General features: G+C 35.5%; 21 protein-coding genes and 1 pseudogene. 16 read left to right on the top strand and 6 right to left on the bottom strand.

Annotated features, from left to right (window positions below; genetic code table 11):
• Window positions 1-154: 154 nt before the first annotated feature.
• Entirely contained in the window at window positions 155-340 is a 186-nt protein-coding gene (locus EJF36_RS11570) for a hypothetical protein (RefSeq protein WP_125906474.1), read from the bottom strand.
• Window positions 341-463: 123 nt separating this feature from the next.
• Window positions 464-1,012, bottom strand: coding sequence for a tyrosine-type recombinase/integrase (locus EJF36_RS11565; RefSeq protein WP_125906473.1), 549 nt, complete (start codon window positions 1,010-1,012; stop codon window positions 464-466).
• 1,307 nt (window positions 1,013-2,319) lie between these two features.
• Between EJF36_RS11565 and EJF36_RS11560 the strand changes: the two genes are divergently transcribed.
• The 6 genes from EJF36_RS11560 to EJF36_RS21515 all read left to right on the top strand — a co-directional run bounded on the left by EJF36_RS11560 (window position 2,320) and on the right by EJF36_RS21515 (window position 6,712).
• Entirely contained in the window at window positions 2,320-3,177 is an 858-nt protein-coding gene (locus EJF36_RS11560) for a hypothetical protein (RefSeq protein ID WP_125906472.1), read from the top strand.
• Between the two features lie 222 nt (window positions 3,178-3,399).
• Complete coding sequence (locus EJF36_RS11555) at window positions 3,400-4,389, top strand: hypothetical protein (protein ID WP_125906471.1); 990 nt, start codon at window positions 3,400-3,402, stop codon at window positions 4,387-4,389.
• 38 nt (window positions 4,390-4,427) lie between these two features.
• On the top strand, window positions 4,428-5,039 hold the full coding sequence (locus tag EJF36_RS11550) for a hypothetical protein (RefSeq protein WP_125906470.1): 612 nt from the start codon (window positions 4,428-4,430) through the stop codon (window positions 5,037-5,039).
• A gap of 199 nt (window positions 5,040-5,238) precedes the next feature.
• On the top strand, window positions 5,239-5,562 hold the full coding sequence (locus EJF36_RS11545; protein ID WP_125906469.1) for a hypothetical protein: 324 nt from the start codon (window positions 5,239-5,241) through the stop codon (window positions 5,560-5,562).
• Complete coding sequence (locus tag EJF36_RS11540; RefSeq protein WP_125906468.1) at window positions 5,555-6,295, top strand: hypothetical protein; 741 nt, start codon at window positions 5,555-5,557, stop codon at window positions 6,293-6,295. Before EJF36_RS11545 ends, EJF36_RS11540 begins: the two co-directional genes overlap by 8 nt.
• 258 nt (window positions 6,296-6,553) lie before the next feature.
• The gene (locus EJF36_RS21515; RefSeq protein WP_185806887.1) at window positions 6,554-6,712 is read left to right on the top strand and encodes a hypothetical protein; all 159 of its coding nucleotides are present in this window, start codon (window positions 6,554-6,556) and stop codon (window positions 6,710-6,712) included.
• Window positions 6,713-6,859: 147 nt separating this feature from the next.
• Here the strand turns inward: EJF36_RS21515 and cotJC are convergent.
• The 3 genes and pseudogenes from cotJC to EJF36_RS11525 form a co-directional block, all read right to left on the bottom strand.
• A pseudogene (cotJC, locus tag EJF36_RS11535) lies at window positions 6,860-7,090 on the bottom strand (spore coat protein CotJC); the annotation flags it as partial.
• Window positions 7,091-7,116: 26 nt separating this feature from the next.
• Window positions 7,117-7,380 (bottom strand): spore coat protein CotJB, encoded by a 264-nt coding sequence (locus EJF36_RS11530; protein WP_125906467.1) that lies wholly within the window; start codon window positions 7,378-7,380, stop codon window positions 7,117-7,119.
• On the bottom strand, window positions 7,380-7,607 hold the full coding sequence (locus tag EJF36_RS11525; RefSeq protein WP_125906466.1) for a spore coat associated protein CotJA: 228 nt from the start codon (window positions 7,605-7,607) through the stop codon (window positions 7,380-7,382). Before EJF36_RS11525 ends, EJF36_RS11530 begins: the two co-directional genes overlap by 1 nt.
• A gap of 155 nt (window positions 7,608-7,762) precedes the next feature.
• Here EJF36_RS11525 and EJF36_RS11520 point away from each other — a divergent pair, with 155 nt between their 5' ends.
• The 7 genes from EJF36_RS11520 to EJF36_RS11490 all read left to right on the top strand — a co-directional run bounded on the left by EJF36_RS11520 (window position 7,763) and on the right by EJF36_RS11490 (window position 14,333).
• Window positions 7,763-8,395, top strand: a complete 633-nt coding sequence (locus EJF36_RS11520) for a CBS domain-containing protein (RefSeq protein WP_125906465.1) — start codon at window positions 7,763-7,765, stop codon at window positions 8,393-8,395.
• 55 nt (window positions 8,396-8,450) lie between these two features.
• Window positions 8,451-8,654 carry a hypothetical protein gene (locus EJF36_RS11515; RefSeq protein WP_125906464.1) on the top strand — a complete coding sequence of 68 codons (204 nt, stop codon included), beginning with the start codon at window positions 8,451-8,453 and terminating at the stop codon, window positions 8,652-8,654.
• Window positions 8,655-8,853: 199 nt separating this feature from the next.
• Entirely contained in the window at window positions 8,854-9,645 is a 792-nt protein-coding gene (locus EJF36_RS11510) for a metallophosphoesterase (RefSeq protein WP_125906463.1), read from the top strand.
• Between the two features lie 76 nt (window positions 9,646-9,721).
• Window positions 9,722-10,624 carry a MerR family transcriptional regulator gene (locus EJF36_RS11505; protein ID WP_125906462.1) on the top strand — a complete coding sequence of 301 codons (903 nt, stop codon included), beginning with the start codon at window positions 9,722-9,724 and terminating at the stop codon, window positions 10,622-10,624.
• Between the two features lie 415 nt (window positions 10,625-11,039).
• The gene (locus EJF36_RS11500) at window positions 11,040-11,648 is read left to right on the top strand and encodes an adaptor protein MecA (protein ID WP_125906461.1); all 609 of its coding nucleotides are present in this window, start codon (window positions 11,040-11,042) and stop codon (window positions 11,646-11,648) included.
• A 313-nt stretch (window positions 11,649-11,961) separates the two neighbouring features.
• Window positions 11,962-13,242, top strand: a complete 1,281-nt coding sequence (locus tag EJF36_RS11495; protein ID WP_125906460.1) for a Glu/Leu/Phe/Val family dehydrogenase — start codon at window positions 11,962-11,964, stop codon at window positions 13,240-13,242.
• Window positions 13,243-13,352: 110 nt separating this feature from the next.
• Window positions 13,353-14,333 carry a YpdA family putative bacillithiol disulfide reductase gene (locus tag EJF36_RS11490; protein ID WP_125906459.1) on the top strand — a complete coding sequence of 327 codons (981 nt, stop codon included), beginning with the start codon at window positions 13,353-13,355 and terminating at the stop codon, window positions 14,331-14,333.
• Window positions 14,334-14,461: 128 nt separating this feature from the next.
• On the opposite strand, the gene EJF36_RS11485 is transcribed toward EJF36_RS11490, so the two are convergent.
• A complete protein-coding gene (locus EJF36_RS11485) occupies window positions 14,462-15,430 on the bottom strand; it encodes an asparaginase (protein WP_125906458.1) in 969 nt (322 codons plus the stop codon).
• 88 nt (window positions 15,431-15,518) lie between these two features.
• Between EJF36_RS11485 and prsW the strand changes: the two genes are divergently transcribed.
• The 3 genes from prsW (at window position 15,519) to ypeB (ending at window position 18,701) form a co-directional block, all read left to right on the top strand.
• Window positions 15,519-16,199: a glutamic-type intramembrane protease PrsW gene (prsW, locus tag EJF36_RS11480; protein WP_125906457.1), complete on the top strand. Its 681-nt coding sequence runs from the start codon at window positions 15,519-15,521 to the stop codon at window positions 16,197-16,199.
• Window positions 16,200-16,562: 363 nt separating this feature from the next.
• A complete protein-coding gene (gene sleB, locus EJF36_RS11475; RefSeq protein ID WP_395940630.1) occupies window positions 16,563-17,345 on the top strand; it encodes a spore cortex-lytic enzyme in 783 nt (260 codons plus the stop codon).
• A gap of 15 nt (window positions 17,346-17,360) precedes the next feature.
• Complete coding sequence (ypeB, locus tag EJF36_RS11470) at window positions 17,361-18,701, top strand: germination protein YpeB (RefSeq protein WP_125906455.1); 1,341 nt, start codon at window positions 17,361-17,363, stop codon at window positions 18,699-18,701.
• The last annotated feature ends 65 nt before the right edge of the window (window positions 18,702-18,766 follow it).

The raw sequence follows: 18,766 nt of genomic DNA, 5'->3' as shown, positions 1-18,766 counted from the left end.
TTCACCATTAGCAACAGAGAGTAATAGATACATTAGCAGGTTTTTTGTCAGGCTTACAGAGAGGCTTGTACAGGAGGGAAACATCCTTTTGGACTTACAATACTTTATTACACTTTGGATAGTTTAGAAAAGATTTGTGAGGCTTACATGAGGGTTAAACAAAGAGGTTTTCTTTTTGTTCATCTTGCTCAGGCTTTTGTAACTCTGACTTATGCACCAGATCAACTTTAAAATAAAATTCAGATTTGCTCATTTCTTTAACCTCACAGAAACCAGAGCTGTACTCATGAACAATAAAACAAAGTTTTCCCTTGTACATTGTTTTTCTTATTTCATTCATTCAATTCACCTCCTTTTGTAGAGGATAGGGTTGGTAAAAATTCCCATAATTCTTTTATACTACAATCCCTCCCAAATAGCCACAACAAAATAAAAAGAACAGAGGTTTTCTGCCCTCTGCTCCTTAAATCCCTATAGACATTGTGGATGTTACCTTATTAGCCTCATCCTGTGTTATCCCTATATACCTTAATGTTACTGCCTGTGTACTGTGATTAAAGATGTATTGCAGTAATGAAAGGTCTACCCCCTGTTTATAAGCAATGTAGCCAAAAGTCTTTCTCAGACTATGACAGCTTAGGGTTATTCCTATCATATCTCCTGCCTTAGCTACAATCCTATGAGCCTGTACTCTGCTTATTGGCTTTGTCCTGTCCTTGTTACTGTAAAAGAGATAATCCTCAGCTTGCAGATCATGAGCATCTATAAAATCTCTTATCAGTAGCTGTAACTTTGGAGTAAGCTCTATTATCTTTTCTTTGCCTGTCTTTGTCTCTCTGTCTTTCCAGATTCCTTTAAGGCTGTCTTTTACATTTGCTTTAAGTATGTCACTAATCCTTAGTCCTGTATTAAGGGCATAGGCTAACAATAAATACTGCTTTGAGCCTTTTTCATAAACATCCATTAAGTCATTGACCTGCTTTAAATCTCTGATTGGCTGAGCTGTATTCATAATGTAATAACTCTCCTCAATATGTTACTTTTTAATACTGTTACTATAAGTTTAACAGGGGAGAACTGATATAACAACATTTTAGAGGTAACATAATATCATTGTGTTACATTTTTCAAGGGGATCACTACAGCAGATTAGCTTTTGACAATCTTTCATTATTCCTACTGAGACACTTACAGGAACAACAGCAGGAAAGGGCTGAATTGCAGTAGTTACAATATGTAAAGGTTATTTACTTGACAATACCTGATAAAAAAGTACTGGCAGGAGGAGGCTTGCACAGGGCAGGTTTCTTGAATGTTTTTCCTCTTATTCTCCCTCTAATTCTTACAGTCAATTTACTGGATACTAACTGCCTCATCTACTTGAGTTATCCCAAATTCAGTAACACTATCTTTATCTCCCTACTGATCTGTAATCTATCCAGCATTTAAACAAAAAAATACAGCCTGTCCTACCTCATAAAGAAGAACAACAGACTGTAAAAGAGCAGTTATAAAACATCAATTAAAATTAGAAAGTAATAACTCAAGAAAACAATATTAGAAAAGCCCTAAAGCCTGAGCAATATGTTATTTCCATTACTTAAAGAGAGATGAAAGGACAAACAAACTGAGCAGTTACTAATACAGTAAGTACTAGCTGTCTGCCCTTTCTCTGCCTATGTCATTAATCTTAGTTACAGCAACATAACTAAAATCATTAAAAAGGAGACATTGCAGAGGATTAAAGCCCTCTACATTTATTTATCTATCTACTAACTGTATTTTTAAAGGCTGTAGCTGTGAAAATAATTGTATCTCTAACTGCTCTAACTGTTATTACTGCTTTTACAATCATAATAAGCCCTAAAGGGCTAGAGTCTGTCAGGCTAAAGCCTTCCATCCTCTCAAACTTAAATAATAAAAGTCCATATTGTAGCTATAAAAGATTGTTAGTAATAATTTATTGTTGTTGTGGAGCTTTGCTCCTATATCTCAAGATATAAGATAAAACTTTGTGTACCAATCCTCTCTAATCCCTTGTGGCTGTAAGGCTCAAGGCTTATTTTTTTATGTTCACAAAATACCCCCAATCCAGCCTACTTATGTTCACAAAATACCCCCAATTAAATCAGAGGCCTATTACCTCCCTGTCACAATTGGCTTTTTTTCTATTAATGATACTCTAGAGGGCTTTTTTAAAATCTGTTTTAACTTTTTTCCCTTCCATACTTGTTAACTGGATGAGTTAGCTGCACTAGTAGATGAACAGAAGAAAGGAGCTGATACAGGCTCACTAATAAATATATGGAGGGTTATCAAGTGACACAATATAAAGCTAATGAGTATGTAAATCTGGCAACAGGAGAAAAACATGAATTTGCTTTTACTAGGACACCAGAACAACAGAAAGCATATCAGGAGAGACAGAGGAGAGAGAATAGCAGAAAGAAAGCTAAGGCTTTTACTTTTTCAGATATGGAAAATGCTAAGGAGGTTATTGAAATGCTGACAACTGTAGAGCTAGGTTACTTCCTTGTATTGCAGACTTATGTAAGATATGAGGACAATGTATTAATTAAATCAACTCATAATCCTGTACCTATGAAAAGAGGAGACATTGGAGAGGTCTTAGGCATCACTAACAGGAGTCATATTAAGAAACATATAGACAACTTCTTAGATAAAGGCATGATGTCACTCAAAACAATCAAAGTAGATGGTAAAGAGGTTGATGCTTTTGCTATTAACAATAAATATCACTTTAAGGGCAGGACAGAAAACAAGAAAGTAGCTAAGACATTCTCTGAGCAGATCAGAAAGCTGTATCAGGCTAACATTAATAAAAGGAATAAAAAGAAACCTGCTGACATGGGATTTTTGTATTTAATCCTTCCTTACATTAACTATGAAAATAATCTACTTTGCTCTAATCCTTTTGAAACTGATGGAGGTAATATAGATGCATTATCTGTAGCAGACATCTGTAAGATTACAGGACTTGATAAGAAAAATGTACAGTCTAAAATTAATAATCTTAAATGGGATGGTATGACAGTCTTTGCTAAGGTATTAAAAGGTAGAAAGACACATCTTAAGGTAAACCCATTTGTTTTCTATAGAAAAGATGGGGAGCCTGACAAGTCATTACAAGCAGATTTCTTAATTAGGGGTAAATAATCTGTACATCTAAAATTTCTTATAGGGAATTTGCTATACCTACTTTAAGATATGTTCACTCAGATGAAATAGTATATGCAGAAAGGAACAGGCATTTAATAGGTCTGCTCCTTTTTTGTATTCCAATTGTTTTATTAAAAAAGAGCATTGAGACTCCATCAGGAGCAGGAGACAGAGACAGACTAGATAAAATATCAACTAAAGTTAGAAAGGAGCTACAACATGGCAGACAATCTTAAACAGATGCAGGAGTTTTTAGCTGAGGCTAATCCCTCTACTCCTGAGGATATTGTTTTATGCTTTGCTTATTGTAAAGTGCATTTTGAGGCTACTCAGAGTCAGTTTAGTAAAGAAATTGGAGTATCAGATAGAACTCTCAGGAAATACATCTCAGACAACCAGACAGCATTTGATGAGGAGAAAGCACAACAGGAGGCAACTAAAGAGCCTGAGGCTGATGTAAACAATTTAGCCAGGACATTAACCAATGAGCAGTTAGATGCTTTTTTGCAGAACTTAATTCAGTCAGCTATTAAGCCCTCAGCATCCACCAAAGATAAGCAATTGCTGATTGATTTTGCAGGACTCTCTGGACAAGACTTGTTAAACCTTACAGCAGTAAAGAAAAGGAGTTTACATTGGTTTATTAAAGAGGAGCTATCCTCTATCAGTCAATATCTAGACAGCAGACAGTTAGGCATCATGCTAGAGGAGTCAGATAAACTCTACAGAGAGGACAGAGAAAGTAAAGAAAATACTCAGAACTTTGTAGATGCAGATATTTCTGATGAGTCCTTTAGATTGGAGCTTATGTATTATGGTTTGTTGTTTATGAGCCTTTACAATCAGACTCAGCATCCTGATTTGGAGCTGCTACAACAGGCAGTAAGGTTAGACAGAATACAGAAAGGCAAGGCTACTCCCTTAAATAAGAGAGCTGTAAAGCTGTATGCAAAAGGTAACAGCATTAAGCAAGATGCTAATAAAAAGCCTATATCTGATGAAAAGATAAAGCAGATGTATGTAGAGGTATTTGGTAAGGATGAGGCTGAGAAGATGCTTTCAGAGGTCAGATCAGCTAAACAAACTACAAAGCCTCCTGAGATTGATAAGTCAGATGTAAAACAAAGGGCTACAGAGCATCAGGAGGAGCTAGAGATACTACTTTCTGTAGAGGAAGAAATACAGAAAATGATGAGAGATAACCAGTAACTAAAACTATTAAATTATTAAAAGGAGAATGATTAAATATGGAAAACAAACAACAGATGACAGCAGAGGTAACTAAAAAGGCTGAGGAGCTACAGGCATTACAGACTATGTTAAATGAGACAGTAGATAACCTAGAGGATGCTAAAGAGAAAGATACTGAGGTTATTGTAGAGCTACAGGAAAAGCTAGAGGAAATTGAGCAGGAAAAAGCAGAGGCTACAGATGTTACTGAGGCTAAAAAGCTACAGAAAAAAGCTCAGGAGCTACAGGAGGAAATTGAGCTTACCAAAGGAGTCAATGAGGCAAAAGCTAAACAAAGGACAGCAGAGCTAGAGGATGTGGCTCAGGAGCTATTTGCAGTCCATAAAAAAGCAGTATTCTTGTATAGAGGCTTAGAGATGGAGTATCAGGCTACAGTTTCTGTCAGGAGCTTACAAGAGGACTCAGAGACATTGTTCCAACTGGCTAATAAGATTAATACTGCTTTTAAATTTGCAAGATCAGTATTAATTGACTTTGGCATCATTACTCAGGCAGACAGTAACAAGAACTATGCAGGAATTCATCTAGGACAAAGAGAGCTACACACAGAGCTTAAAAGGTTTTTCAATAAAGAGGCAGTAAGACAGCTAGAGGCTAGATTAAAGTAATAAGCATCAGGAGGCATTAAGAGAGGTAGGAGTTACTACTTTCAGAGAGGAGCTTTTACACTATGTCAGTAATCTTAGAGGGAGTCATTGTACTTTCAATGTTTAAAATAGCTGAAAAGCTATACAGCAACAAATAAGGAGAGTGAGGCTAATGCCTTGCTCTTTTTTATTTACAAACTACAAAAGGGAGCAAGAAAAAATGGCTATAAATTATAAGTTTAATCAATGGAGAAATTCAGGAGAAACAGCAACTGAGATTAGTGAGAAAGGCTATGAATTGCTGAGGTCAGGTCATGGAATGTTTACAGGAGAAATGCTAGGTAACATCCTTTACAGACATTACATTCAAGGAGAGTCAGCCAATGCACTTTGTAGGGATATTACAGCTATTCCTCATCAGACTGTAAAGGCAGTCCTTAGAGGCTCATTCAGTCCTAGAGCTTTTAATATCTTTATGGAGATGGCAGAGACTGAGCCTGAGGAACTGGACAGGATGTTTAAAGGAGATGTCAGCAATGCCTAACAAGCTAAGTACAGTAGATTATACAATGGTAAAGGATAACTACCTACAGAGGATGCTTAATAGGGGCACTACTCTAGATGCTATCTCTGATTATATTGATGTAGATTATAACCTAGAAGAAAAGCAGAAAGCTAAGCTGTTAAAGGCATTGGATAAGGAGTTTACAGAGATGCATCAGGACAACATGGATAACATTATCTTTGATGTATTGCAGACTCTGAAAGATACTCCTAATAAATGGGCTATTAATCAAGATGGCTTTATATCTATTGTCTATCCTCATCCTGTAGTAAAGGGCAGACAGGTTGTAGGTATTGGGTACAAGCATCATAAGAATTATTTCTTTGAGGATGCTGATCTGTTTGATGCTTATTGTAGGTTACAGGATGAGATTGAGGAGGCTAATAAGCCTAAAAAGAAAAGAGGCAGGAAACCTAAGAAATATTCTCCAGAGATGTTACAAGAATGGATAGACATGAGACAGTCAGGAGCTAAGTTTGCAGAGATTGCTAAACAGTATGGAGTCTCTGTAGGTGTTGTGAATTATCAGGTCAATAAGCTCTTAAAGGAGGTGAGCAGATTGGCTAATCCTTTAAAAAATGTAAAAGTAACAGCTACAGAAAATGAGCAGGTAGCTAAGTCATTGAGGGCTAGTAATGTTCAAGCATCAACTAGCAGGGCTACAGCTCATAAAAAGCTATCTAATGCTTTTGCTAATCTAGACAAAAAATAATTAACTTACTGAGGCAGGTACTGATACAGTATCTGTCTCTTTTACTATGTAAAGTCTCATTTTTGAATGTACATTTCCTCCACCTGTCACAGTTTACTATCCCTGCTCTTATCTATAAGTGAGGGCAATTATTAAAAGGTCACAAAAGTAGACTCAGCTCTAATGTAACAGAGAGGCACTTAATAAGAAGTGAATAGGGACAATCAGTACAAACATATAGATTTTATAACAGCAGAGAGTTACAGGGGAGGAGACATCATGAATAAACAGGAGGCTAAAACTAAAAATACAAATATTGATATTGCAGAAAATAAGACAGTTATTATAGAAGGAATTGGAAAGGCATCTGATGTAGGAGAGTTAGATATAAAGAAATTTATCAATGTAGCAATGAACTTAAAATCATTCTGGAGATAAATAACTTTTAGAAATGGAGGCTGATAAAGCCTTCTTTTTTTTATGCTCTTTTTTAGGTATATAATAAGGAAATAAATGAAATGTATCTGAGGATAATCAGAGGGTGATTTGAGGACTTTCTAAAGGTTGCATTTTAGAAATGTTCCATTTATAAATCATTGTTGCGATCATCTCTAAATGTGCAAACTCCTCAGTTCCAATATCTGTTAATAAACCGATAACTTTATCTGGTATTGTATATCGTTGGTTCAAATATCGAAGGGCAGCAGCAAGCTCACCATCAGCTCCACCATATTGCTCAATTAAGTATTTAGCAAGTCTAGGGTTACAGCTACTAACTTTTACAGGATACTGTAATTTTTTCTCATATACCCACATGTACTAATCCCCCCTTACAGAAAATATTATACTTGCCAAGGCCAAGGTGTATCGTCCCAATTCCAAGGATAACCTGAGTAGCTATGTCCATACTGTAGAAGAGGACCATATTGTGACTCATAGAGTTTACTAAGTTTTTTTCGTTCTTTTGCAAGTTCATTGAATTGCTGAATAGCTTGATAATCTTGTGGATGAGTGTCTAAATACAGCGTTAGCTCAACTAGAGCGAAGTCAACAGCTTGTAAATTTTCTAACAAGCTGTAATACTCTGGTGGTAATTGCTTATTCATTAGGTAATCTCCTCCCGTTGTTTTTCATAAGGATTGTAATAAGGATCATAGAATACTTTCCATAAAGTACCTTTATAAAGTGCTTCTTTTATTGGAAATTGTGGCAGATTTGGAGGTTGAAATCCTAAATATAAATTTGGTGGTGTTACAAATACTTTAGGAACGAGAGGTGGACATGGATCAAACGGACTGACATAAGGATAATATGTTTTTCTAAGAGTATACATATAGGTTCCTCCCATAATAGGATTCATCATTTAACTATATGAGAGAGACAACAAGAACATAACAAAAAAATATTTCGTTAATAAAAGGATTTTGTAAAGACCATGTGGAATTAATATTATGAGAAGACTTCTTATGATGATGAGGTGACGGAGAGATGTTTGTAAAAAGTTTAATGATTCCTAAGCTAAAAAGTATTTTTGTTAACAAAGGTAATACAGTTCAAGATGCTTTAGACAAACTAGAGAAGTATCAAATTGATGGATTGCCGATACTCGAAGGTGATATATATATTGGAATGGTAACAAGATATACAATTTATGAGAATTTCTTCAAAGCTGGTATAGACAAGGATTCTTACTTACAACAAACAAAGGTTGAGGATATAGCTACACACAGTGATACGTTTATTGAAGGTGAAGAGATATTTGAACGTACATTGTTAATGCTTAAAGACTTCCCAGTATTAGCAGTCGTAAATGAAAAAAGACAGTTGCTGGGTGTTGTAACGCGTTATGACGTTTTGGAGCAATTCCAAAGTGCTTTTGGAATGCATAAACCTGGTGTAAGGATTGCCTTTACTTCTGTTGAAACAGAAGGACGTATAGCGAGATTAGCTGAAATAGCCAAACAGATGCATGAACAAATTATATCCCTTGTTACATTTGACGAAACAGATAAACTAGTACGTCGCATTGTATTAAAAATTGAAAAGCGCAGCAACATAAACAAATTTATAAAGAAGCTTGAGGAGTCAGGTTTTAGAATTCTTGATATTGAAGAGGATTAATTGTAAATTTTCAGGTTGTCCCCCCATACAATTACAATGTAGGGGGGATTTTTTTATGTATCCGATAAAAATATTTGTAATTGCCTTTGCTGCTTTTTTTTGTGAATATTTAACTATTCGATGGTTTCCTACTCCAGAGCCATACACATTGTCAAACATACTGGCACAATTCATAATTAACCCGATTGTGTTTATCGCCATGACAATTATGTTTTTATTGGTTTTCTTATTTTCTCGCACATTATCCGTTACTTTTTAGTTCTGCTCTTTGGACTAATCAATGGGGAGGATATAAATAAGAGTGAATTCACCTTGTACTGCATTGCCATTTTGCCGCAACTATACATGTTCAAAATGAATATACTTGTTGCATTCTTTTTATAATTTTCGCAGCACTCTATGGTATTATTTCGTTAGAAGAGAGTAAAAAGTCGATTTGATAGAAAGGGAATTGTGGCATGATTTTTGTTTTAATAATTTTGGTTTTAGGAATTGTTCTTATTACTTGGATGTTGTATGAAGCACACCGTAATGTTGTGAAAATCGAAGATATCTCGTTAGATGATTTCCCTAGCGGATTTGGGCGTGTATCTTTGTTTTTTATTTCTGATATCCATAGAAGAAAAATAGCTGATTCTATTTTAGAACAAGTAAAAACACATGAGGTTGATATGATAATTATTGGTGGGGACCTAACTGAAAAAGGCGTCCCGATGTCTAAGGTTCGAGAAAATTTGGAAAATCTCAGGCGACTAGCTCCAGTATATTTCGTCTGGGGAAATAACGATTATGAAACTGACTATCGAGAGCTTGATGCTCTATTAATAGATTGTGGAATTAAAGTTCTTGATAACACAGCAGTCTCCTTTGAATCTGAACAGGGGGATTTACTTTTTCTAGTTGGGGTAGATGATGGAGCAACCCGAAGAGATGATTTGAAGCTGGCACTCCTTGATTGTGAGCAAAATGCTTTTAAAATACTAGTAAGTCATGATCCTAGGATATTGAGAAAAATCCCTGATCATGCAAACATTGGTCTTATTCTAAGTGGACATACACATGGAGGTCAAATACGCTTAGGACGCTTTGGACCATACGAGGTCGGACAAATCCATAAAAAGGGACCCTTTATTCAATTGATCAGTAACGGTTACGGTACAACTGGTGTTCCGTTGAGGTTAGGAGCGCGTGCTGAAACTCATATTATAAATATAACAAGCAGTCAATTCTCAAGCAAAACCTATTCATAACCTATACAAAGTTTACACACTCTGGTTAATCCTATATAATTTATATTGGATAGTTTTTAGGCTGGAGGAGAATAATATGGCGTCCCATGAAGGAAAATATAATATAAAAGCAATTTCAAAAATACTTGGCATTCAGCCCGGGACTCTACGGGCCTGGGAACGTCGTTATAAGATGATTGCACCAGTACGAAATGATTCAGGGCATCGTTTATATAGTGATGAGCATTTAAAAATTCTAAAGTGGCTTATGAACAAAGTAAACAATGGCTTCACGATTAGCCAAGCTGTGTCCCTACTAGAAAGTAGTGACATGAAAATCGATACGGCACCCACGGTAGTAGAATCTAATAATCATGTTCAAGAAAATATTGATGATTTGTTACAAGCATTGTTAGCATTTGATGAACAACGGGGAACTGAAGTTATGAATCGGGCCTTTAGTATTTATAGTATAGAAAAGGTTATTATCGAGATTACCGGACCTGTTTTAGTTCGTATTGGCGAATTGTGGGAGGAGGGTAAAATTACAAGTGCACATGAACACTTTGCAAGCTCATTTATAAGGTCACGAATAGGTTCTATCTTTCACACATTGCCCGTTAATGGTTTATTACCAAAAGGAGTAGCTGTGTGCGGACCAAATGAGTGGCATGAGTTAGGCTTATTAATTTTCACTCTATATATTCGTCGAAAAGGATTCGATGTTGTATATTTAGGTGCAAGTTTAGCAGAAAATGATCTTGAAAAGGTTATAGCAGAAATAAATCCAAAATTCCTTTTTCTTTCTGTTACATTACCTGAAAATGCATCGAAAACCTTACAACTTATTGATCAATTACAATCTCAAAACTCAGACTTAGCAATCGGTATAGGAGGAGCGGCTTTTGCAGGCGCTACAAAAGATAGTAAATATGAGGCTAATTTTTTAGGAGATACAAAAGAAGATTGGGATAATTGGTTAAAGGAACGTTTGAAATAATAACAGAAAGGGACTGTGACAGGCTGTCGCAGTCTTTTTGATATTCATTCATTACATAATGTTTTGCACCATCCGCAAAGATACTGATGAGATAAAGAGCATTTGCGCTATTTAACTAAGATAAAGTTGATTTAGCAGATCATTAAGAAATATGTTATTAGCATTAAACTAGTAGTGCCACCACGCCTTTTCTTTTAATAATCATGTGTGTTCAGTCAAGAAGGTGAAGTGTGGAATATGGAATATGTCTTCCTCTGTTTATCCCTGAAAATTACTAATTTTTAAGAGGTTATGTAGTTTTTTGACAGTCAAGCTTCTGATTAACCGCATTATGGCATTTTGAAATGTTGTGTTTTTGAACCATTTTTCTCCCTTTTCATATGATGAAGTAGTGGGATATAAGGGGAGATAATACATGCGACTTGAACGAATTTCGAATAATAAAGTTAAAGTGTTTATTTCTATAGATGATTTAGTTAAGCATGGCTTAACGAAAGAGGATATCTGGGATGATTCGGCGAAGGTACATGATTTTTTTACTGATATGATTGATCAAGCGCAGCAAGAATTAGGATTTACTGTTGCGAATTCTTTAGTTGTCGAAATACACTCTATCCAACCTCATGGAATGGTGATCATTGTGAGTGCAGAAATTGATGATAATATGGAAGACTATTTTGAACAGGATTATAGTAGCTTTTTTGATTTAGGGAATCAACAGAAGCAAGAAGAAATTACCTTTCGATTTGTTTCGTTAGAGGATGTAATTCAATTTTCTCTTCAACTTATCAACTTAGTAAAGCATTATAATGTTACATCATCATTGTACTATTTTGAAGGGAAATATTATATGAGTGTCATGTTGATGTCTATTGATAAAGCGTCAATATCAGCGTTGTTATCTGAGTATGGGGAGCAATCTCATATTTCTATTCATCGGTTAACGGAGTACGGAAAGACAATTATGGAACAGAATGCAATTAACCAATTGTATCACTACTTTAATAATGGAGAAAAAAACTAGGGCTTATATAAATAGCCTAGTTTTTTTCTAATGTTTTAAACATCGTAACAGTTGAGTTATTAACATAAATACTTCTAGTTGAACTCATTTATATTACCTTTTATCAAAAAGAGGATCTTAATTATATTGACCTACAGGATGATAGGTTTTTTCTTGATGAAAACGCTTAATTTTCCTGTTTTTCTTCTTTGCATAATAAAATATAAGGTGTATACTTAGTCATGTGACCTGATTAATAACTTTAATTATGCACATAAGTTTGTTATATTTAATCTTCGCTTTTATATGAACAGCTAGGAGGTTATTTGGTTGTATGGTTGCCGATAAAAATTCAGAAAAGAGCATACATAATAATGACAAATTAGATGTATTAAAGTCAACACAAACTGTTATACGGCACGCGCTTGAAAAGTTAGGCTACCCTGAAGAGGTTTATGAATTACTTAGAGAGCCTATTCGTTTCTTAACAGTAAAAATACCAGTTCGCATGGATGATGGTTCAGTTAAAATTTTTACTGGATATCGCGCTCAGCACAATGATGCTGTTGGTCCTACAAAGGGTGGTATCCGCTTCCATCCAGAAGTATCAGAAAGAGAAGTGAAAGCACTTTCGATATGGATGAGTTTAAAGTGTGGTATCGTCGACTTACCTTATGGCGGCGGTAAGGGTGGAATCATTTGTGACCCACGTAATATGTCATTCCGTGAATTAGAAAGATTAAGTCGTGGGTATGTTCGTGCTATAAGCCAGATTGTTGGTCCAACAAAGGATATACCAGCGCCAGATGTATTTACAAACTCACAAATTATGGCATGGATGATGGATGAGTATAGCCGAATTGATGAATTTAACTCACCTGGATTTATTACCGGCAAACCACTTGTACTCGGGGGTTCACATGGACGTGAATCTGCGACGGCAAAAGGTGTAACCATTTGCATTCGTGAGGCAGCGAAAAAGAAAGGCATTAAGTTAGAAGGTGCCCGTGTTATTGTACAAGGATTCGGTAATGCAGGTAGTTATTTAGCCAAATTTATGCATGATGCCGGAGCAAATGTAATTGGGATATCCGATGCTTACGGCGCATTACATAATCCAAATGGCCTTGACGTTGACTATTTATTAGACCGTAGAGATAGTTTTGGAACAGTGACGAAATTATTTAAAAATACGATAACAAATAAAGAACTATTAGAGCAAGACTGTGATATTCTTGTCCCAGCTGCTATTGAAAATCAAATAACTGAAGACAATGCATATGATATTAAAGCTAGAATTGTTGTTGAAGCAGCTAATGGCCCTACAACTTTAGAGGGTACGCGTATTTTATCAGAGCGTGGTATCTTACTTGTGCCTGATGTGTTAGCTAGTGCTGGTGGTGTAACTGTTTCATACTTTGAATGGGTTCAAAACAACCAAGGATATTATTGGACAGAAGAAGAAGTTGAAGAAAAGCTTGAAAAAGTAATGGTGAAATCATTTAATAACATATATGACACTGCTGAAATGCGACGTGTTGATATGCGTTTAGCAGCCTATATGGTAGGCGTTCGTAAAATGGCAGAAGCTTCACGCTTCAGAGGTTGGATTTAATTAGATTTGCACGACAGTGAAAAATCCCCTATCATTAATTGATAGGGGATTTTTAATTATATAATTGAAACATTGATCATGGTGTTTTTCGCAATAGAGGAGTGAATATAGTGATTAAGGAAAAAGCAATAATTGTTGGGGGAGGTCCTTGTGGCTTAGCAGCCGCTATAGCTTTGCAGGACAATAATATTGATTCTTTAGTAATTGAAAAAGGTAACATAGTAAATGCTATTTATCATTATCCAACACACCAAACATTTTTTAGCTCGAGTGAGAAACTAGAAATAGGTAATGTTCCTTTCATTACTGAAAATCGCAAGCCTGTTCGTAATCAAGCGCTCGCGTATTACCGTGAAGTAGCTAAAAGAAAAGAAGTTCGAACACACACATTTGAACGTGTAGAGAAAATAACTAAGCAAACGAATAATAATTTTAGAGTACAAACTAATAAGGCAGAATACGAAGCAACATATGTCATTGTCGCTACTGGTTATTATGACAACCCGAACTATTTAAATATACCTGGGGAAAATCTTCCAAAGGTATATCATTATTTTAAGGAAGCTCATCCGTTTTTTAATACAGATGTAGTAGTCGTAGGAGGTAAAAACTCTGCTATAGATGCAGCACTCGAACTAGTGAAGGCTGATGCTCGCGTTACAGTACTATATCGAGGATCTAACTACTCAGAAAGTATTAAACCATGGGTATTACCTGAATTTGATGCACATGTTCGTCATGGTGTGATTCAGATGGAATTTAATGCTAATATAGTAGCAATTGATGAGCATAACGTAACATATACTGTATGTGATCAAACAAGAACAATAAAAAATGATTACGTATTTGCAATGACCGGGTATCATCCTGACCATTCTTTTCTGAATGTTATGGGTGTAGAAATTGATGAAAACAGTGGTCGACCTCATTTTAATGAACTAACTATGGAAACGAATGTGCAAGGCATCTACATTGCTGGGGTTATTGCTGCAGGAAATAACGCGAACGAGATTTTTATAGAAAATGGTCGTTTTCACGGAGGTTTAATCGCAAATCATATAGTAAAGATGAGCAAAGAAAGAGACCAATGATGGTCTCTTTCTCATTGTTGTTTCGTATAAGCAGATTTTTGTCTTTTACTGTCAACGCTTAGAAGAAAAATAAAGAACATTTCTTCGTAAACGGTTTAGTTCGTGTCTATGTATATGTACGCCTTAAATTATTGTTCGAATATCTTTTGGATTATATCATGCTGGTAAGACAGTTCTAAAGCTATTAAAAGCTTTAATCGAGCTTTTTGTCCATTTAAGCCATTTGAAAAAATAATTCCCATTTTTTTAAGTTCTCTGCCACCACCTTCGTAATCATACACATCTTGAACAATCCCATTAAAGCAACGCGATACAATAACAATCGGAATATTATGCTTTAGGAGGTTTTGTAAGCCCTTTAATGTTGCAGGAGGCATGTTACCTTGGCCAAGAGCTTCTATTACGACTCCGTCATATCCCGCTTCTAAAATTGCATTAAAAATGCTGTCGTCCATCCCAGCAAATGCTTTTATTAGCATAACTTTTTTAGTAAGTTGATTTATTGGATATGACTCATATTGTGTTGGTGAATGATGAAATAACACTGCTCGTTTTGTGACAAGACCAATAGGTCCAAATTGTGGGGACTGGAATGTTGCGATGTTACTTGTGTGCGTTTTTGTAACATTTTTGGCCGAGTGAACCTCATCGTTCATAACCACGAGCACGCCTTTATGTACTGAGTCTTTACTTGCAGCTGTTCTAACAGCCGAAATTAAGTTATAAGGTCCATCAGCCCCCATTTCATTACTTGAACGCATAGCCCCAGTTAGTACAACAGGAATTCGAGTTTGTAAAGTTAAATCCAGAAAATATGCTGTTTCTTCTAATGTATCGGTTCCATGTGTTATTACAATACCTTCTGACCCTAATGCAGCTTGCTTTTCTATTTCATCTTTAAGCATTAACATCTCATTAGGTGTAATATGTGGAGAAGGTAGTCGCAAAAGCTCGATATGAGTTGTATCGGCAATTTTCTGAAGAGCATTTGTTAATGCCAAAAGTGGATGACTTTCAAACGGCCGAACAGCTCCCGTTGCCTCGTCTTCTTGCATGGATATAGTACCACCTGTATGGATAATACAAATCTTTTTCATAATTTGGACCCCTTATCAAAAAATTACATTTTCAATAAAACTATAACATGTTACGATTGATTAAAATAGATGAAATGAGGATTTCACCATGATAGCGATTATAAGTGCAGGAATCGCACCAGGATTAGCACTTTTAAGCTACTTTTATTTACGGGACGAGCGACATACAGAACCTATCTCATTGGTGCTAAAAACTTTTATATCAGGTGCAATGTTAGTGTTACCGCTTATGTTTATACAGTATGTAGTAGTTGAGGAGCAACTAGTTAGCAATATATTTTCTCAAGCATTTTTATCTTCGGCTTTATTAGAAGAGTTTTTTAAGTGGTTCATACTATTTTATGTAGTTTATAAACATGCTGAATTCGATGAACATTACGATGGAATAGTGTACGCAACAAGTGTGTCCTTAGGCTTTGCTACTGTTGAAAATATTCTATATTTACTTTCTAATGGTGTCGAATTTGCTATTGGACGTGCTATATTTCCCGTTTCAAGTCATGCGTTATTTGGCGTAGTTATGGGCTATTATGTAGGGAAAGCGAAATTTTCACACCAACATAAATCATACTGGCTTTTACTTTCGATAGTATTACCGTTTACTTTACATGGTATTTTTAATAGTATCTTACTAACTAAACAAAACTGGGGTGTGTTTTTACTGCCCTTCATGATATTCCTGTGGTGGTTTGGATTAAGAAAAGTTAAGTCAGCTAGATTGCAAACTCATCAATTAGAACTGTTTAATCGCCCTAGCTTAAAAGGATAAGAACCACAAACAAGTGTTTGAGAGCAACAGAACCTTTTGAATAAAAAGAATACTTGGACGACCGATGACGTCGGATTATTTTACATGATTATAATTATATTATAAAAACAGCCCCTTTACGGGGCTGTTTTTGTATGTTGAAAGCTGTTTTATATCTATAGCATGTAGTAGGATTTAGCATGTTAATTGCATTTAATGTTTTTTAAAATCAATCATTTGTAATAGCTTTGTATAAAATCCCAGTTAAAGCAAAAAATACGCATAAACAAATTTACATGTGTTTAGGGAGGGATTTCTATGTGGAGACGGTTTATATGTAAGCTATTAGTTACAGTTATATTGGCATTTTCACTTCAAGGCTCTATGATTCATGAAAACAGTTTAGCATTTTCAAATCAAGTTATCCAACAAGGTGCGGTTGGAGATGATGTAATTGAACTCCAAGCTCGATTGCAATATATAGGTTATTATAAAGGTTCAATTGATGGCGTGTTTGGGTGGGGTACATATTGGGCTGTTCGTAATTTTCAGAATGAGTTTGGTTTAGAAGTTGACGGATATGTAGGCCAAACGACAAAAGACAAATTGATAAAAGCATCTAAGTTCAATAAAGATTTTGTTTATAGAAATATCAACGAAGGTAATGAATTTACTCATTATGGTGGAACACCATTAGAAAATCAAGTAACACGAACGAACAACAAGAATACTAATGCAGCTCGAGGTGGTGGTGGTGGTGAAACAAATGCATCTCAAGCCTCCCCAACAGCTGTTAATATGCCAAATGGTTTCTCCCAAAATGATATTCAATTAATGGCAAATGCTGTCCACGGAGAGGCGAGAGGTGAACCCTATGTTGGGCAAGTTGCGGTTGCAGCTGTTATTTTAAATCGAGTGAATAGTCCGACATTCCCAAACACTGTTGCAGGAGTAATATTTGAACCAAGAGCATTTACCGCAGTTGCAGATGGACAAATCTGGTTAACACCTAATGAACAATCAAAGAAAGCAGTCGTTGATGCTATTAATGGCTGGGATCCCTCAGGCAATGCGCTTTATTATTTTAATCCTGATACGGCAACTAGCGCATGGATTTGGACAAGACCGCAGATTAAACGAATTGGAAAACATATATTTTGTAAATAAGGGGGAGTGGATTAAATGGTTCGTACATTGCTAGTAGCCGTATTAGCTGTTGGAATTTTAGGTACAAGCTATTGGGGCTATAAAGAGCATCAAGAAAAAAATGCAATATTAATTCAAGCAGAAAATAATTATCAACGTGCCTTTCATGAATTAACGTATAACATTGATTTATTACATGACAAAATAGGATCAACCTTAGCTATGAATTCACGGAAATCATTATCACCAGCACTTGTAGAAGTATGGCGTCTTACTTCAGAAGCACAAAATGATGTAGGGCAATTGCCTTTAACCTTAATGCCATTCAATAAAACAGAGGAGTTTCTTTCGAATATTGGTGAGTTTTCGTATCGCACGGCGGTCAGAGATTTAGAAAAAGAGCCATTATCAGAGCAAGAAGTTAAAACATTAGAAACGTTGTACTCAAACGCAGCCGATATTCAAAAGGAATTACGTACAGTTCAAAGTCTTGTAATAGAAAATAATTTGCGATGGATGGATGTAGAGTTAGCTTTAGCAGCGGGGGAAGAAAAAACGGATAATACTATAATTGATGGTTTAAAAACGGTTGAAAAAAATGTTGAGTCATATTCTGAAACAGACTTTGGTCCTACGTTTACCAGTATGGAGAAAATTGACGAAGGCTTTAAGCATTTAGAAGGAAAAGAAATCTCTGCGGAAGAAGCTAAGGAAATTGCTAAAGATTTCTTAGACATTGAGGAAAATGTAGAAATTAATGTAGTTGAAAGTGGTGAAGGTGCTAGTTCAGGTTTCTATAGCCTATCCATTCAAACAAAGAATGGAGAAACATATATGGATATAACGAAAAAAGGTGGCTATCCAATTTGGGTCATTGCACAAAAAGAAGTAAAGAATCGAAATATAAGCTTAAATGATGCTGCAACAAAAGCGAGTGACTATTTGAAAGACCATAAGTTTGAAAACCAGTTATTATTTCAAAGTGCACAATATGACAATGTTGGTGTATTTACGTTTGTTACAAAGAGAAATAATGTGCGTATATATCCTGAAGCAATTCAAGTAAAAGTAGGGTTAGATGAGGGGGAAATCATGGCCTTTTCCGCTAGGGACTATTTAGTGGCTAATAAAAAGCGTGAAATCCCTGAACCGAAAATTACTGTTGATGAAGCAAGAGAAGAAGTGAACCCAAATGTGAAAATTCAACAAGAAAATTTGTCGGTTATAATAAATGAACTAGGTGAAGAAGTACTTTGTCATGAATTTTATGGTACGATAGGGAACGATACGTATCGAATCTTCATTAATGCTGAATCTGGCATAGAAGAAAAAGTAGAAAAATTAAACAATGCTGAGAGGATATATCAAAAATTATAAGGAAAAGTCACAGGACTTTTCCTTTTTTTGTTATAATAATATTTGTTAACTAACTTAGAATTAAT

The sequence above is a fragment of the Bacillus sp. HMF5848 genome, from assembly GCF_003944835.1.
Classification (GTDB): domain Bacteria; phylum Bacillota; class Bacilli; order Bacillales; family HMF5848; genus HMF5848.
Note: the sequence above shows the minus strand (reverse complement) of the source record. Positions and strands in the feature narration are given on the sequence as shown.

Excerpts from the sequence above, each read along its gene's own strand:
- EJF36_RS11570 (WP_125906474.1), bottom strand. The coding sequence starts at position 340 with ATGAATGAAATAAGAAAAACAATGTACAAGGGAAAACTTTGTTTTATT.
- EJF36_RS11565 (WP_125906473.1), bottom strand. The coding sequence starts at position 1,012 with ATGAATACAGCTCAGCCAATCAGAGATTTAAAGCAGGTCAATGACTTA.
- EJF36_RS11555 (WP_125906471.1), top strand. The coding sequence starts at position 3,400 with ATGGCAGACAATCTTAAACAGATGCAGGAGTTTTTAGCTGAGGCTAAT.
- EJF36_RS11550 (WP_125906470.1), top strand. The coding sequence starts at position 4,428 with ATGGAAAACAAACAACAGATGACAGCAGAGGTAACTAAAAAGGCTGAG.
- EJF36_RS11545 (WP_125906469.1), top strand. The coding sequence starts at position 5,239 with ATGGCTATAAATTATAAGTTTAATCAATGGAGAAATTCAGGAGAAACA.
- EJF36_RS11540 (WP_125906468.1), top strand. The coding sequence starts at position 5,555 with ATGCCTAACAAGCTAAGTACAGTAGATTATACAATGGTAAAGGATAAC.
- EJF36_RS21515 (WP_185806887.1), top strand. The coding sequence starts at position 6,554 with ATGAATAAACAGGAGGCTAAAACTAAAAATACAAATATTGATATTGCA.
- EJF36_RS11530 (WP_125906467.1), bottom strand. The coding sequence starts at position 7,380 with ATGAATAAGCAATTACCACCAGAGTATTACAGCTTGTTAGAAAATTTA.
- EJF36_RS11525 (WP_125906466.1), bottom strand. The coding sequence starts at position 7,607 with ATGTATACTCTTAGAAAAACATATTATCCTTATGTCAGTCCGTTTGAT.
- EJF36_RS11520 (WP_125906465.1), top strand. The coding sequence starts at position 7,763 with ATGTTTGTAAAAAGTTTAATGATTCCTAAGCTAAAAAGTATTTTTGTT.
- EJF36_RS11515 (WP_125906464.1), top strand. The coding sequence starts at position 8,451 with ATGTATCCGATAAAAATATTTGTAATTGCCTTTGCTGCTTTTTTTTGT.
- EJF36_RS11510 (WP_125906463.1), top strand. The coding sequence starts at position 8,854 with ATGATTTTTGTTTTAATAATTTTGGTTTTAGGAATTGTTCTTATTACT.
- EJF36_RS11505 (WP_125906462.1), top strand. The coding sequence starts at position 9,722 with ATGGCGTCCCATGAAGGAAAATATAATATAAAAGCAATTTCAAAAATA.
- EJF36_RS11500 (WP_125906461.1), top strand. The coding sequence starts at position 11,040 with ATGCGACTTGAACGAATTTCGAATAATAAAGTTAAAGTGTTTATTTCT.
- EJF36_RS11495 (WP_125906460.1), top strand. The coding sequence starts at position 11,962 with ATGGTTGCCGATAAAAATTCAGAAAAGAGCATACATAATAATGACAAA.
- EJF36_RS11485 (WP_125906458.1), bottom strand. The coding sequence starts at position 15,430 with ATGAAAAAGATTTGTATTATCCATACAGGTGGTACTATATCCATGCAA.
- prsW (WP_125906457.1), top strand. The coding sequence starts at position 15,519 with ATGATAGCGATTATAAGTGCAGGAATCGCACCAGGATTAGCACTTTTA.
- sleB (WP_395940630.1), top strand. The coding sequence starts at position 16,563 with ATGATTCATGAAAACAGTTTAGCATTTTCAAATCAAGTTATCCAACAA.
- ypeB (WP_125906455.1), top strand. The coding sequence starts at position 17,361 with ATGGTTCGTACATTGCTAGTAGCCGTATTAGCTGTTGGAATTTTAGGT.